The sequence below is a fragment of the Mediterraneibacter sp. NSJ-151 genome (genome assembly GCF_022487435.1).
In the GTDB taxonomy this organism is placed as follows: Bacteria; Bacillota; Clostridia; order Lachnospirales; family Lachnospiraceae; genus Schaedlerella; species Schaedlerella hominis.
In genome coordinates, this window is sequence record NZ_JAKVPP010000003.1 from 220501 (window position 1) to 235190 (window position 14690).

General features: G+C 34.7%; 15 protein-coding genes. 4 read left to right on the plus strand and 11 right to left on the minus strand.

Annotated features, from left to right (window positions below; all coding sequences use genetic code 11):
* Positions 1–7 precede the first annotated feature (7 nt).
* Genes LQE94_RS04405 through LQE94_RS04445 form a run of 9 tightly spaced genes read right to left on the minus strand, consistent with a single transcriptional unit; the run spans position 8 to position 9244 of the window.
* A complete protein-coding gene (locus LQE94_RS04405) occupies positions 8–781 on the minus strand; it encodes an adenosylcobinamide-GDP ribazoletransferase (RefSeq protein WP_240577100.1) in 774 nt (257 codons plus the stop codon).
* A gap of 2 nt (positions 782–783) precedes the next feature.
* Complete coding sequence (gene cobT, locus LQE94_RS04410; RefSeq protein ID WP_240577101.1) at positions 784–1851, minus strand: nicotinate-nucleotide--dimethylbenzimidazole phosphoribosyltransferase; 1068 nt, start codon at positions 1849–1851, stop codon at positions 784–786.
* A 22-nt stretch (positions 1852–1873) separates the two neighbouring features.
* Complete coding sequence (locus tag LQE94_RS04415; RefSeq protein WP_240577102.1) at positions 1874–3277, minus strand: cobyrinate a,c-diamide synthase; 1404 nt, start codon at positions 3275–3277, stop codon at positions 1874–1876.
* A gap of 8 nt (positions 3278–3285) precedes the next feature.
* Positions 3286–4521, minus strand: coding sequence for a precorrin-6Y C5,15-methyltransferase (decarboxylating) subunit CbiT (gene cbiT / locus LQE94_RS04420; RefSeq protein ID WP_240577103.1), 1236 nt, complete (start codon positions 4519–4521; stop codon positions 3286–3288).
* An 11-nt stretch (positions 4522–4532) separates the two neighbouring features.
* Positions 4533–5267 (minus strand): precorrin-3B C(17)-methyltransferase, encoded by a 735-nt coding sequence (cobJ, locus tag LQE94_RS04425; RefSeq protein WP_022075926.1) that lies wholly within the window; start codon positions 5265–5267, stop codon positions 4533–4535.
* A gap of 3 nt (positions 5268–5270) precedes the next feature.
* Complete coding sequence (gene cobM, locus LQE94_RS04430) at positions 5271–6032, minus strand: precorrin-4 C(11)-methyltransferase (protein WP_240577104.1); 762 nt, start codon at positions 6030–6032, stop codon at positions 5271–5273.
* Between the two features lie 13 nt (positions 6033–6045).
* On the minus strand, positions 6046–6795 hold the full coding sequence (gene cobI / locus LQE94_RS04435; RefSeq protein WP_240577105.1) for a precorrin-2 C(20)-methyltransferase: 750 nt from the start codon (positions 6793–6795) through the stop codon (positions 6046–6048).
* A complete protein-coding gene (gene cbiD / locus LQE94_RS04440; RefSeq protein WP_240577106.1) occupies positions 6792–7958 on the minus strand; it encodes a cobalt-precorrin-5B (C(1))-methyltransferase CbiD in 1167 nt (388 codons plus the stop codon). The genes cobI and cbiD overlap by 4 nt, the downstream gene beginning before the upstream one ends.
* The gene (locus LQE94_RS04445; RefSeq protein WP_240577107.1) at positions 7955–9244 is read right to left on the minus strand and encodes an O-antigen ligase family protein; all 1290 of its coding nucleotides are present in this window, start codon (positions 9242–9244) and stop codon (positions 7955–7957) included. Before LQE94_RS04445 ends, cbiD begins: the two co-directional genes overlap by 4 nt.
* Positions 9245–9409: 165 nt before the next feature.
* Between LQE94_RS04445 and glf the strand changes: the two genes are divergently transcribed.
* From glf to LQE94_RS04465, 4 genes are all read left to right on the plus strand, one after another.
* A complete protein-coding gene (gene glf / locus LQE94_RS04450; protein ID WP_240577108.1) occupies positions 9410–10516 on the plus strand; it encodes a UDP-galactopyranose mutase in 1107 nt (368 codons plus the stop codon).
* 92 nt (positions 10517–10608) lie between these two features.
* Positions 10609–10860 (plus strand): spore coat associated protein CotJA, encoded by a 252-nt coding sequence (locus tag LQE94_RS04455; RefSeq protein WP_240577109.1) that lies wholly within the window; start codon positions 10609–10611, stop codon positions 10858–10860.
* Positions 10857–11126, plus strand: coding sequence for a spore coat protein CotJB (locus LQE94_RS04460; protein WP_022075933.1), 270 nt, complete (start codon positions 10857–10859; stop codon positions 11124–11126). The genes LQE94_RS04455 and LQE94_RS04460 overlap by 4 nt, the downstream gene beginning before the upstream one ends.
* Complete coding sequence (locus tag LQE94_RS04465; protein WP_022075934.1) at positions 11127–11720, plus strand: manganese catalase family protein; 594 nt, start codon at positions 11127–11129, stop codon at positions 11718–11720.
* A gap of 81 nt (positions 11721–11801) precedes the next feature.
* On the opposite strand, the gene LQE94_RS04470 is transcribed toward LQE94_RS04465, so the two are convergent.
* Both LQE94_RS04470 and LQE94_RS04475 read right to left on the minus strand, forming a co-directional pair.
* The gene (locus LQE94_RS04470) at positions 11802–13085 is read right to left on the minus strand and encodes a S1C family serine protease (protein ID WP_240577110.1); all 1284 of its coding nucleotides are present in this window, start codon (positions 13083–13085) and stop codon (positions 11802–11804) included.
* Positions 13086–13267: 182 nt separating this feature from the next.
* Complete coding sequence (locus tag LQE94_RS04475; RefSeq protein ID WP_240577111.1) at positions 13268–14659, minus strand: cohesin domain-containing protein; 1392 nt, start codon at positions 14657–14659, stop codon at positions 13268–13270.
* Positions 14660–14690 lie beyond the last annotated feature (31 nt).

Genomic DNA, 14690 nt, shown 5'->3' on the forward strand with positions numbered 1-14690 from the left:
TCTCCTGTCATACTAAAGCATATAATCTTGTTCCTAATACAATTACTCCCAACATGAGCAATTCAAAGACTTGTAAAAAATACCCTGCCAAATCTCCCGTAATGCCTCCAAATTGTTTCTTGCATAAGCGTTTATAATATTGAAAGAAAAGTGCTCCTGCCACAAACAGAGATATCGCATTTTTAAAATTGTATACCAGCATACACCCAGTACTTATCATTATCCAGCAATACATCGTCATTTTAACACGTTTTTTTTGTGCCGTATCTTGAAAGGTTTTGGCTAACCCGCTATTTTTTGCAGTTTGAAATGTCACAACAGAATAACCGCTCAATGCTCTGGATAGCACGTAACCGCAAGAAATCAATGGCAGCATCTCAACACTGGCTTCGCTCCACAATGCAATATTACACAATAGATAACATCCCATCCCAATAATTGCAAATGCACCTGAATTCGAGTCTTTCAATATTTGTAGTTTCTTTTCTTTATCCCCCCAGGAGCTAAGTGCATCTATTGTATCCAAAAAGCCATCAAGATGAATTCCTCCAGTTATCATTATTGGCAGTAAAGTCATGATTACAGAAAAAAACAAACTGCCAAATGTACTTTTTATAAGTAATGTACCGATTATCTGCACACATATACCAATCACAACTCCAATCACTGGGAAAAAGCACATTGCATATTTCATATTTTTATCATTCCATTCTACCTTCGGCATCGGAATTTTAGAATACATGGAAAATGCAATGAGCATTGATTCAAACAAATTTTTCATACCTATTCCAAAACCTCATATTGTTCTACTTTAATATCTGAAAATGTTCCCATTTGTCGATATACCTGCAAGCCCATATCCAGTAAAGGCATTGCTGCTACTGCACCGCTTCCTTCTCCCAAACACATATTACAATCTAAAAACGGAGATAATTTCAACTCATTAAGAAGCATTCGTCCGGCAGGTTCATTGGAAACATGTGACGCAATTATATAATCCCTGGTTTCCGGAATCATTTTCACCGCACATAAAGCAGCTGTTGTAGAAATAAAGCCATCTAAAACAATTGGTACATGATACATTGCACCTCCAAGACATACTCCTGTCAATCCGGCAATATCAAGGCCGCCTACACAAGCTAATACCTCTATTATGTTTTGTGAATCAGGTTTATATTTATTGATTGCTGTTTCAATCGTAGTAATCTTTTGTTGTAATCCAACAGATGAAAGACCAGCTCCTTTCCCAGTTACTTTCTCCACTGGTTTTTGCAATAATATTGCCGTAACAGCACTGCTTGTAGTTGTATTTCCTATTCCCATTTCACCAGTTGCCAGAATATCATAGCCTTTTTGCTTACACTCTTTGACTGTATCAATACCAATCTGAATTGCTTTCCATACTTCTTCTCTGCTCATAGCAGGTTCTACTGCAAAGTTTTTTGTACCATATCTGACCTTTTTTTCTGAAACAGTTATGGAGCTTACATCTGTGATCATTCCGATATCAACCGGTATTAAATCAACGCCTGCTATATCGGCCATAATATTTGTACTTGCCGCATGATGCATAAAATTATCCGCTACGATTGCTGTCACTTCCTGCCCGGTCTGGGTTACGCCCTCTGCAACCACCCCGTTATCCGCACACATAATGATCAATCCCTTTTTATCCAACTGATATTCTGCTGTCTTTTTCATTCCAGCCATACGTACCACTACATCTTCCAGTTTACCAAGACTGAACAATGGTTTTGCAACGGACATCCATCTCGCTTTTGCAGCTTCCATACTTATTTTATCTGCTTTATCTATTTGTTTTCTTAATTTTTCTATTGTTAGCGTTGTCATTTTTTTATCTTACTTCCTCTATCTAGTTCGTCTGATTCACTGTAATATCCCATTCTTTACAGGCATCTATAAAACGCTCTACAAAGTTTGGATTAGACCGAAAATAAAGATGTGGAAATCCTGCAAATAAATTATCTCGCATATGAATACAATTCCAACTTCTTTTTTTATCCGGCTTTACTGCAAGACAATCTGTTCCATTCTGTGTACTGTCCCAATAATGAAATTCATGAGCTTTCATTATTTCATCCTTTTTTAAAAAATTTCCGTTTTTCTCTGCCTTTAAAGTAATATATCCAAATCTTCTTAATCTGTCCGTTTTAAACGCTTCGGCTTTTATTACATTTGTCATCTTAATTTTCATCCTCTCTGGATTTTCCAGTGTTTCATGCAAATATAAAAACCCTCCACATTCTGCAATTGTTGGCATACCCGCATCTATTTTGCTTTGAATATCTTTTCTCATAGATATATTTGCTGACAATTTTTCTGCATACAGTTCCGGATATCCCCCGCCTATAATCAATCCTTTTATATTTTCAGGCAGTTTTTTTTCTACCAATGGACTAAATTCTACCAATTCGCATCCTTTTTCGCGAAGCATTCGTAAATTTTCTTCATAATAAAAGCAAAATGCCTCATCTCTGGCTATTCCGATTCGAACTCTATTTTTTACAATACTCTTTTCATCCAACGAATTTTTTATTATTGTTTCTATCTGTGGTGCCTGACATGCTATTTGTAAAATCTGTTCCAAATCTACAGTACTTTTAATAAGCTCACCAGCTTCACGTAGCTTTTTCTGAATATGGATCATATGTTCTGGTAGCTTCAATCCTAAATGACGGCTTTCCAATTGAAAAGCTTCATGTTCCGGAACATATCCAACTACAGGTATATCATAACCGCGTTTCTTCAATTCACTTTCAATAAGTTGCTTCATACGTGGATATAACATTCCTGATATACGATTTAAAATAATTCCCTTTATCTGCTGATCTTTTCGAAACTCTAACATTCCCAGAATAACAGGAACAACGGATAACGCCATTCCTTTACAGGGAACAACTAAAACAGTCGGCATAGATAAGCTTCTCGAAACATCATAGGAACTTGCCTGATCAGACTCCAGTGCAAGGCCGTCATAATACCCCATAACCCCTTCTGTCACAACAATATCTCTATTTTCCCCATGTTTTACAAATAACTCCTGCAGAGAGTCTTTCGTACTGAAAAAAAGATCCAGATTCTCGGAAGGCACTTGAAGTACCTCCCTATGAAACATTGGATCTATGTAATCCGGTCCACACTTACATGCGGCCACATCTATATTTTTCTGCTTCAGTGCGGATAAAATTGCACATGTAATTGCAGTTTTACCACTTCCACTGGAACTACCGGCTATCATTATTCTCGGTATTTGCATAAGCTATTTTAGCCTTCCTTTCTATCCGTCACAACATAAATCGGATTCTGTCCAAGCATCATATGATATTGTCCAAGTGTCTTTGCTTTTGATACACAGACCTGTATGATTTCAGGATTTAGTAACAGCCGTTCATCCGTTGCCTCCATTATTTCTTTAATTGTTTCTAATGTAATTGCATTCAATACGATGGTTACTTCGGGATTTCTATCTCTCACAGCTTTTAATATAGCTTTTAAATTTCCTGACGTTCCTCCAATAAAGACATGCGTTGGTTTTTCTAATTTGTTCAGTACATCCGGCGCTACTCCCTCAATAGTTGTAACCCAGTCTGTACAAAACTTTTTCTTATTTTCTTCTATTAATGATATTCCTTCTGGATTCTTTTCTATTGCATACACCCGGATTTTTTCTGAACATAACGCTGCCTCAATTGAAACTGAACCTGTTCCTGCTCCAATATCATACAATACAGCATCCTCTGTCAACCCTAATTTATGAAGACTGATTTCTCGTATCTCCTCTTTGGTCATAGGAACTTTTCCACGTACCCATTCTTCCTCTGGAATTCCCTTATACTTCCAACTTTGTGGTCTTGTATTTTTTATCATTACAGTACATAGGCCTGATAAATCTTCTATTGTTAATTCAGAACCTTTCCGAATTACTATTAATTCATTTTCATAAGACAAATTTTTACCTATATAAAATAGAGTATCGTCCAAATGATATTTTTTTACTTTCTTACAAACTTCTTCTGCAATATCATTTCCACCAAGAAGTAAGAAGGTTTTATTATGATTTGCAATAGTCTGGATGTAATTTTGCTTTTCACCATGCACACTTATAATTTTGGCATCATCCCATGATGTATGCAACTTTGCTGCCAGATATACAACAGACGAAATACCAGGAATCTGATATACCTGTATACACTGCTCATCATTTCTCAATTTTGTTTTAATTACATTTTCCAGTTTCTTTGCTCCGCTATAAAATCCTGTATCTCCAGATAAAACAATCCCTATATTCTGATATTGTAAATGTGTATCCAGCCACTGACAAATTTCATCTGGTTTATAAGAGCAAAATTGAGGTTTCTTATATTCTTGAACGGATTCCAGCATTCTGGATGCTCCTATAATACAATCACACTGCTCTAAAATGCTCTCTGTTAATAATGTTCGTGTATTTCTCGAACCCATTCCTATCCCAATCAAATAAATCTGTCTTGTTATATTCATTTTTATAATCCTTATCTTGTTACATTATATCCTCTAGGTGTGACCATTTTATGATTTAAACACATTGTTTGGACATTTCCTATAAACACCGTTGTAAACATATCCGTCTCCGTATGTTCTAACTCTTCCAGTGTAAGAATCTGGCTTGTTTCTTCCTTTCTTCCTATATTTCGGACCAAACCACAAATAGTCTCTGGTTTCTTGAATTCTTTCATAATCTTGCAAGCTTTTTTCAGATAATCGCTACGTTTTTTGCTGGAAGGATTATAAAGACAGATAACAAAATCAGCCATTGCAGCTGCTCTTAATCGAATCTCAATTTTATCCCATGGGGTCATCAAATCACTTAAACTGATCACAGCAAAATCATGCATCAGCGGTGCTCCTAAAACTGCTGCTCCGCCAATTGCTGCAGTAATACCTGGAACGATTTCTACATCAAGCTCTGGAAATTCTGAACCTATCTGAAGCATTAGCCCGGCCATTCCGTAAACTCCTGCATCGCCGCTGCATACCATGGCTGTTGTTTTCCCTTGCATTGCTTCCCCAAATGCCATACGACATCGTTCAACTTCTTGTTTCATCGGAGTACTTTTATATATTTTATCTGGAAATGTATCCCGAATTAAATCTAAATACACTGGATAGCCAACAATTACTTCACTTTGTTCTAAAGCGGTATAAGCTTCTCCTGTCATCTGCTTTCCGGCCCCTGGTCCAAGACCAACCACATAAATTTTTTTCATATATCAAGACTCCTTTCTTCCCTTTCTAAATTCAGTTGTAAAATCAGGGTGGTATAACTCGGAGCGTTGATATTCACTGTTTAATATACGGCCAACAACAATAAGTGCTGTTTTTTTGATTCCGTTTTCTTTTGCTGTTCTTGCTAATGAGTCTATTGTACAATGGTACACTTTTTCATCCGGCCATGTTGCTTTATAAACAATTGCCGCAGATGTATCCGGTGAATAGCCGCCTGCTATAAGTTCTTTTTGTAGTTCCAAAAGCATGCCTGTACTTAAAAAGATCGTCATCGTCGCCTGATGCGATGCAAAGGAACGAATTGATTCTCTTTCCGGAACAGGTGTACGCCCTGCCATTCTTGTAATAATCACAGACTGTGAAATACCGGGCAATGTATATTCCGCATTTAATGCTGCTGCTGCTCCACAGAAAGAACTTACTCCGGGACATACTTCGTATTTAATTTGTTCCCTCATAAGCCAATCCATTTGCTCTTTAATCGCACCATAAAGGCATGGATCTCCTGTATGTAAACGCACAATTTCTTTTCCTTCGTGATCTCCATTAACCATAACATCCATAACTTCTTCTAATGTCATTTTTGCACTATTATAGACAATACAATTTTCTTTTTTGTTATTCAACAGCTCTGGATTGACAAGTGAGCCCGCATATACAATAATATCTGCTGTTTGAAGAAGTTTCAATCCTCTAACTGTAATCAAATCTTCCGCTCCCGGACCTGCTCCTACAAATGTTATCACGTATTTTCCTCCTTTATTCTTTCGCTTCTTTTATAATCATCAATGAATAATACCCTGTCGTTTCTGGTATATCGTCTATGGTTCGATATATTTTTTCATTTTTCATACCACAATTTTCTACCATTTCAACCTGATAATTTTCATTCTTTAATAACTGTTTTACTTTTGCTAACTGTTTTCCGGTTTTCATCAATATTTTTGTTCCTGGTAATCGTAGTTCTTGCTCAATTTCATAGGATGCCGGAAGAATATGAAGCTCCTCTCTATTTTCAACCAAGCCTATGTTCAACCTTGCCGCAGCACTGCAAAATGAAGGGACCCCAGGAATTAAATGTGTTTCATAATTTTTATCCTGAAGATGTTTGTGAACATATAAAACCGTTGAATAAACAGTAGGATCTCCTAATGTAATAAAAGCGACAGATTTTCCTTTTTTTAGATTTTCTATAACTTTTATTGCATCTGCTTCATGTATCAATTTTAATTTCTGCATATCTTTAATCATCGGCATCGGAAGCAACAATAATTCTTTTTCTTTTAACTCAGGTATGGCTTCCAAAGCTATTTGGTAGGCTACACAATCTTGTAAAGCCGCCTCATATTCCGCTTGTTCATCGAAATTAATGATTGTAGGTTTTTCTATATATTCCTTTGACAAAGCAATCGCAATTACTTCGCATTCTTTCATTACACGAAGTGCTTTTATTGTCAATAATTCTGGATCACCTGAACCAACACCTACTCCATAAAATTTTCCTTTCATTCTAGTTTATACCCCTGTCGTTTCTGTTCTTGTATATGTTTAAGAAGTTCTGACACCTGTGTTGTCTCTCCTAAAACCCCCTCTTCCTTAGAAAAGAGGATTGCACCAATTTTCAACTCTTCTCCGGCTCGATTTTGCAAATAAAATTCAACCCGTTTCATAACAGATTCCATAACTGTCTCTAATAAGTTTTCTCTTTTTAATATATCAATTGCTTCCGTTGTTGTAATACAATTCATTAATTCATGTATAGCCGCTCTATCAGCGCCGCATAATGCTGCATGTGCAGACAAAACTTCCATTCTACAATCGGCCTGTCTAGAATGGGTGTTCATTACGCCTGCTGCAACTTTTATCAATTTTCCGATATGTCCGACAAATAACAGTCCTTTCATACCCAAATTTACTGCATCATCAATAACGTCTCCTACATAATTACTGTATTTCACTGCTATATCCGCATCAAATCCTAATGAATCATTTAAAAAGTCAATTCCATAATTTCCTGGTACTGCATAACACCAATCGAAACCATTTTCCTTTAACATTTTCATTTCAAGAAAAATCGTATCTGTTAATGCCTTTTCGCTCATAGGCTGCACAATTCCTGTTGTTCCTAATATGGAAATTCCTCCTTCTATCCCCAATCTTGGATTAAACGTTTTTTTTGCAAGTTCAACGCCCTCCGGTACAGAAACAACAATGGACAAGCCTTGATGATAACCATATTTTGCACATTGTTCTTTTACCTCTTTAATTATCATTTCACGAGGAACTTTATTAATTGCTGCCTGACCAATACTTTGTTCCAGCCCTTTCCTTGTCACACGCCCTACACCGATGCCACCATCAATGATAATTTCTGTTCCGGATTGCTTTTCAACTCTTGCATACACGCAAATGCCATTTGTCACATCCGGATCATCTCCACTGTCTTTTTGTATGCAGCAACTCACCCAATCTCTCGCTATTGAAATATCTTTTACTTCTAAATAGAGTTCTGTTTGATTTGGTGTGAGCAAAGAAATATTTTGTATTTCATTTCCAGACAATAACATTTCCAAAGCTGCTTTCGTAGCTGCTGCTGCACAACTGCCGGTTGTATATCCAGTTTTTAATTTTTTTTGTTCATACCATATTTCTGTGCTATTTTGTCCTGTCATCTAATTTGTGCTCCTAGATTATCCTGAACCTGTACCATTTTGGAATTATTATTCTCTATATTAAAGTAAGCATTTATTAAAAGTAATCCTATTACATAGAAACCATTTTGTATACCATAAAAAGACGGATTAAATATCGGTCTTGCCAACATCCATGCTAAGCACAATAAAGTAAATAATTTTATTTGAATATTATTATATTTTACATACTGCCAAATCTCCTTGATATACACGCTAATAATCCCTAAAATTATCATAACAAATCCAATTAAGCCGAACTGATACAGAAAAGAAAGGTATTCTGCTTCATAGGAAAAAGGAGCTGTCATACTTCTAATCAAATTTGGAAGATAACTTCCCATACCATGACCAAAAAGAGGGGCTTCTGAAATTCCTTTGGTCAATTCTTGTATTTGAATCTGCCGAATCGAATCTGACTCAACTACTTTTGCAGAGAAAAAACGATATTGCACTATTTTAAATATAGGTTTAAACCAAATAAAAGAAGTTAAAACTGCTCCCCCTATTCCAATATATCGCACTTTTTTGGAAATATATTTCCATTCGAAAAGCAATAATAACACCATAAAACTGGCAAATTCTACCATATACAATCTTGAATATACAATCATTGTATAAATTGCTAATAATACCGTAAGCCAAAACTTTTTACTTCGTCTTATTTCTGGAAGTAATAAAAAAAATGGCAATAATCCAATAACAAGAATATCTGAAGTACTTTGAACTCTAACAAATGTCAGACTTCCTAACTTCATTGTCATCATAATTGCTTCTACATTAAAAATTTGTATATATAACTGATACAAAACTTCATATTGAATTAACTTGCATAAAAAGATAACTTCTAATATTATTTTTGCAATTATTTTTGCCAGCATCATCCAAAATAAGCATCTCATTATCTTGTGTAAATCCAGTAAATTTTCTTTTATTAAATGCAAGATGATCAAAAACATAATAAAAGAAAAATATAAAAGCGAAGCACACTCTACACTATATTCACAACCTTGCAACCAACTAACCACACACCATAATGCCCCGCTTATTAAAACCACAATCTCCAATTTTGAAGTCCTAACTATGCTTTTCCAATCATTCAATTTAATAAATATATAGCCACTTACAGCCACAAATAAACAGATACATATTTTTTGAACCGGAATGTTAAAAATTTTACCTATCGGTAATACATAACTCAATATATAAAGGCAAAATATTGTATTTAGCCAGTTCTTTTCTATTGTATTTATATTTTTATTATCCATATTACATCCTTCAACATTTCTATTTTATATAATCAACATGAGTTTATCATGATTTTTATTAAGTTTCAACTTATATTCCTTGACATTTTTTCTCCCACACTATGCAGTTTCCTAATTACATGATACAATATTATAGTATTACTCAAGAAAGACGAGGATTTAAAATTGAATCAGACAACATATGACTATTTAATTGTTGGAGCCGGTTTATATGGTTCTGTTGCAGCTAATGAATTGAAGAAAAAAGGCAAAAAATGTCTAGTTATAGATAAACGTGAGCATATTGCCGGAAATATATATACCGAGAATATCGAGGCAATAAACGTACATAAATATGGCGCTCATATTTTTCATACCTCAGACAAAAAAATATGGAATTATATAAACCAATTTGCTGAATTTAATAACTATATTAATTCACCTGTTGCTATTTATAAGGATGAACTGTATAATCTTCCTTTCAATATGAATACTTTCAGTAAAATGTGGGGAATACGTACTCCTCAAGAGGCAAAAGAAATGATTGCCAAACAAGTTTCTGAATCAGGTATTAAAGAGCCTAAAAATTTAGAAGAACAAGGATTATCTCTTGTTGGTCGTGATGTATTTGAAAAGCTTGTAAAAGGTTACACTGAAAAACAGTGGGGTCGCGATTGTAAAGATCTTCCATCATTTATTATAAAACGCCTCCCAGTTCGTTTCACATATGATAATAATTATTTTAATGACAGATATCAAGGTATTCCTATTGGTGGTTATACAGCAATTATTGAAAAAATGTTAGAAGGTATAGATGTACAACTCAATACTGATTTTTTTGAATTTCATAAATCTCATCCCGATATCGCTACTACCATCATTTATACCGGCATGATTGATGAATATTATAATTATCAATTTGGCGCACTCGAATACCGCTCTGTTAGATTTGAAACAGAAACTTTAGATTGTGATAATTATCAAGGAAATGCTGTTGTAAATTATACAGATCGAGAAGTCCCTTATACAAGAATCATTGAGCATAAACATTTTGAATTCGGAACGCAGAAAAAAACTGTAATTTCTAAAGAATATTCTTCCGAATGGACTGTTGGCATGGAACCTTATTATCCGGTAAACGATGAAAGAAACAGTGCTCTTTACCAAAAATATAAAGAACTGGCAGATAAAGAAGAACACATTATATTTGGCGGTCGCTTAGGACATTACAAATATTATGATATGGATAAAGTAATAGCTGCTGCACTGGATGATGTGAGTAAATTGATGTAATAAAAAAAGGCTACGAAAAGCATCTTGCTTTCGTAACCTTTTTTCATTATTCTCATATCTTAATATTGGAAAATGTTGAAGGGAGAATTAAATTGATAAATACTTCCAATAATATGCGTTATCAACGTCAAGGATATTTTAATTCAAATTACACTTCTTGTGTAAATCAGGCGTGTCCTTGTCAAAGAGAACAAGATGTTTTATTTGATTTACCAATTGCGATGGCATATGTTCCTTGGCAAAAATGGGAAAAGATATATGATATTCAAAAAGGATTTCACCGAGGAACAATATTTGAACAATTAGACAAACCTTTTCGAGGGAAAGGGGGATGTAATCGATGACAACCTGTCCATGTAGAAGAGATTTATTAAATAAAATTTATGAAGTCAGTTTTGCAGTTGATGATGTAAAGTTATATTTAGATACACATCCATGGGATGAAGAAGCTTTGTCTTATTTTAGAGAATATAGTTATATGAGAAATGAAGCTTTAAAAGAGTATGCCAAATATTATGGACCACTAACAATTGATACTGCTGTACAATCTGATTGTGAAAAATGGAACTGGATAAATGAACCTTGGCCATGGCAGGAAGGAGGATGCTAAATGTGGAATTATGAAAAAAGATTGCAGTATCCTGTTAAAATAACTCAAACTAACCCAAAGATCGCACAAGTTATAATATCACAATTCGGTGGTCCAGATGGAGAGTTGGCTGCATCTATGAGATATTTGTCTCAAAGATATACTATGCCGTATAAGGAAGTAACAGGCATATTGACTGATATTGGAACGGAAGAACTGGCTCATATGGAAATTGTGTGTGCTATAGTGCATCAATTAACCAGAGATTTAACTCCAGAACAGTTAAAAGAATCAGGATTTGATAAGTATTATGTTGATCACACATTAGCTCTTTGGCCACAAGCTGCCAGCGGAGCCCCTTGGACCGCTACCTATTTTCAATCTAAAGGAGATCCGATAACTGATTTGCACGAAGATATGGCAGCTGAGCAAAAAGCCCGTACTACTTATGATAATATTTTACGCCTTGTGAAAGACCCTGAAGTATGTGACCCTATACGCTTCTTAAGAGAGCGAGAAATTGTTCATTATCAACGTTTTGGTGAAAGTTTAAGAATTGTGCAGGATAATTTAGATAGTAAAAATTTCTATGCAATTAATCCAGAATTTGATTAATGCTTCAACTCTAATCTAAATAAGAAAAGTAGCCCTTACTTCTGTCGTCTGTAAATCGACATTTGTAAGAGCTACTTTTTCTTATTTAGAAGATTTTCCAAGTTTTACATCTACTGTCTTTTCAGTCCATTCTCCATTGTTTTCAGGAACTTGAATAGTTACAGATACCGTTTTACCACTCTCATAGTATCCCAACTCTTTCTGTAGTTCCTCCATACTATTAACTGTTGTTCCGTTCAGTGCTGTAATAACATTGCCTTTTGTAATACCAGCTTCTTCTGTCCCGCCGCCTTTGACTATTTCAGCGACATAAACACCTGTAGGCATATTATATTTTTCAGCACTTTCTTCTGTTACATCATATCCTTTTACACCAAGGTATCCTTTTTTCTCTTCAGAAACCTTGTGTTTTGTTTCTTGATTCATCAGATTATCAATAATGTCAGAAACATCACTAATTGGTATTGCATACCCCATTCCTTCAACTGTTGTACTTGCTAACTTAGAAGAATTAATACCAATCACTTCGCCATTTGCATTTACAAGAGGACCGCCACTATTTCCTGGATTGATTGCAGCATCTGTCTGAATTAATTTTACGCCGGTTTCTTCAGTTTCACCTGTTTGCTCATCAGTTGTAGTACTTTCTCTATTTACTGCACTGATAACACCTGTTGTAACTGACTGTCCATATCCCATAGCATTTCCAATTGCAATAGCTGGCTCACCAACCTGGAGAGCTGTCGAATCTCCTAATGTTGCAACCGCAATTTTTTCCATTGTTTTCGAAGAAATCTGATCCAATGGAACAGCAATTACAGCAAGATCATGCTCTGAATCAGTTCCTTTTACATCTGCATCCACACTTGTATCATCATCAAATGTAACCGTTAAAGATTCATTATTTGCAATTACATGATTGTTTGTTACCATAAGAAGCTCATTATCTGTTTTCGCAATAATGATTCCGGTTCCGCAACTTTCACTCTGGTATTGGGATGTTTGACCCCAAAAATTCTGTACTTCCTGAACGCTCATATTCGTAATTGCAACGACTGATGGCATTACATCATTGACAATTGAAGAAACATCTGAAGTTACAACACTGGACGATTTTGTAACAGCTGTTGTCGTTGCTTTTACATCACTATTCGAGTTCTTATTTAATCCTAATATATTTGTTCCAATATAACTTGTTGATAAGAATACACCTGAAGAAACAATTCCAAAGATAATTGCTAATCCAATCACTGCTATAACTTTTGTTATTTTTTTCGAATTTTTTTGGTGATTAGGTTCTCCCTGTGAATAATTATTTTGAAACTGGTTATCATCCGGATTATAATAATTATATTGATTTTCCATATCAGTTCCCTCTTTCTCTTGTATTTTATAATGATATAATAATCATTCTTTGTGATGATTTTGTGTTCAATGTATAAAAAAACTTTGTTTAACTAAATGACTCCTTTTCCAATAACAAGAAACAACCCTATATTGTACTCTTGTTATTAGAAAAGGAGTTTTTATATACTTTCTTATTTTTTCTACAAGTCAATAAACTCTATATCATATTTTTTCTTAGAAGATTTTTTATTAGCTGATTTTTTATTTTTCGTTTGTGGTAATGGTTTTGTTTCATATGATTCATCATCATAATCATCGAATTCATCATAATCGTCATACTCATCATCCATAAAAGCATCATGGTCTTCTTCCATGTAATCATCATATTCTATCTCATAGTCGTCGTCTTTGCGTATAAATTGTTCGCGCGTTTTCTTCTTTGGCAAATCATTTTTTTCATCGTAATCATCATATAATTGATTAAGTTCGTCCGTTACATTTCTTAATTTGGATGCTATAACAATAATTATGATCAACATAATTATAATAATTGCCACAATTATAATTGCAATTTTTAATAGATTGTCTGACACTTCATTCTTAATCTGGTCTAGTAGCTGTCCTTTTTCTTTTGTCTCCGCTATTTTCTCAGAAGTACGCTCTACATATCTTTGGTATGTTTTATCAGTTGTATCGTATTGATAAAAAGCAATCTGTCCAGAAGGTCCTAATGCATTTACTAGATAAAATTCTTTATTTTCGCTATCCTGCCAAACTGGAAAAACAAGTCCGTTCATATCTAATGTTGTTTCTCCAAATGTTTTAGGCAATTTATCTGTATTAGAAGCTTCTCCTAAAACATAAATATACTGATCATTTATTAACTGTATCTGTTTAGCCAGTACAAAATGATTATCTGATTCATTATACATTGCATAAATCGGATCACTGTCACCAGATTTCACAAAGACAAATTTAACTCCTGATGCATCCTGCACAACTGCATTATAATCTGCGCCATTATAATTCACAGTCGTTCTAGAAAATCCTACAGGGATTAAAGCATCTGTAAAATCATTATAAATTGTATACTGCACTCCTGAGATTTCAAGTAGTCCATCTCCACCGCTTGCCAGTACTTGTTCCGATGTTCCTGCAGCTGCAATTGTAATATTAGTTGAAACATCCGGTAAATATAACGTCTCATCTGAAAATAGATATGCCGTAGATCCAGTACTTTGAAGCACGGTATTTCCTTCACCTATACATTTAAATACTATTGTGTAATTTAAACTTGTTTCTGTACCTGTTCCTGATGCGTTTAAAGAAACCACTCCATCTCCACCGCTTGCATTATCGCCACCGACAAACTCTAACATAGCACTATCATAATTCAATGTCAGACTTCCATCTCCTATCGGTTCTCCCGCTGTGCTAATAGAAACCGGAATTGTAATTTCCTCTCCAACCTTACCAGTAGTATCTGTAATTTGTACTGTTCCTTCAGCAGCAAAACTTATAATCCCATATGCAAGAAATACAGCAAGTGCTGTTATTAAAGTCGTATACACTCGGCTAACAAATTTTTTCATCACCTTTTCATCCTCTCATTAAGTATTTTAA

Excerpts from the sequence above, each read along its gene's own strand:
- LQE94_RS04405 (WP_240577100.1), bottom strand. The coding sequence starts at position 781 with ATGAAAAATTTGTTTGAATCAATGCTCATTGCATTTTCCATGTATTCT.
- cobT (WP_240577101.1), bottom strand. The coding sequence starts at position 1,851 with ATGACAACGCTAACAATAGAAAAATTAAGAAAACAAATAGATAAAGCA.
- LQE94_RS04415 (WP_240577102.1), bottom strand. The coding sequence starts at position 3,277 with ATGCAAATACCGAGAATAATGATAGCCGGTAGTTCCAGTGGAAGTGGT.
- cbiT (WP_240577103.1), bottom strand. The coding sequence starts at position 4,521 with ATGAATATAACAAGACAGATTTATTTGATTGGGATAGGAATGGGTTCG.
- cobJ (WP_022075926.1), bottom strand. The coding sequence starts at position 5,267 with ATGAAAAAAATTTATGTGGTTGGTCTTGGACCAGGGGCCGGAAAGCAG.
- cobI (WP_240577105.1), bottom strand. The coding sequence starts at position 6,795 with ATGAAAGGAAAATTTTATGGAGTAGGTGTTGGTTCAGGTGATCCAGAA.
- cbiD (WP_240577106.1), bottom strand. The coding sequence starts at position 7,958 with ATGACAGGACAAAATAGCACAGAAATATGGTATGAACAAAAAAAATTA.
- LQE94_RS04445 (WP_240577107.1), bottom strand. The coding sequence starts at position 9,244 with ATGGATAATAAAAATATAAATACAATAGAAAAGAACTGGCTAAATACA.
- LQE94_RS04460 (WP_022075933.1), top strand. The coding sequence starts at position 10,857 with ATGACAACCTGTCCATGTAGAAGAGATTTATTAAATAAAATTTATGAA.
- LQE94_RS04465 (WP_022075934.1), top strand. The coding sequence starts at position 11,127 with ATGTGGAATTATGAAAAAAGATTGCAGTATCCTGTTAAAATAACTCAA.
- LQE94_RS04470 (WP_240577110.1), bottom strand. The coding sequence starts at position 13,085 with ATGGAAAATCAATATAATTATTATAATCCGGATGATAACCAGTTTCAA.
- LQE94_RS04475 (WP_240577111.1), bottom strand. The coding sequence starts at position 14,659 with ATGAAAAAATTTGTTAGCCGAGTGTATACGACTTTAATAACAGCACTT.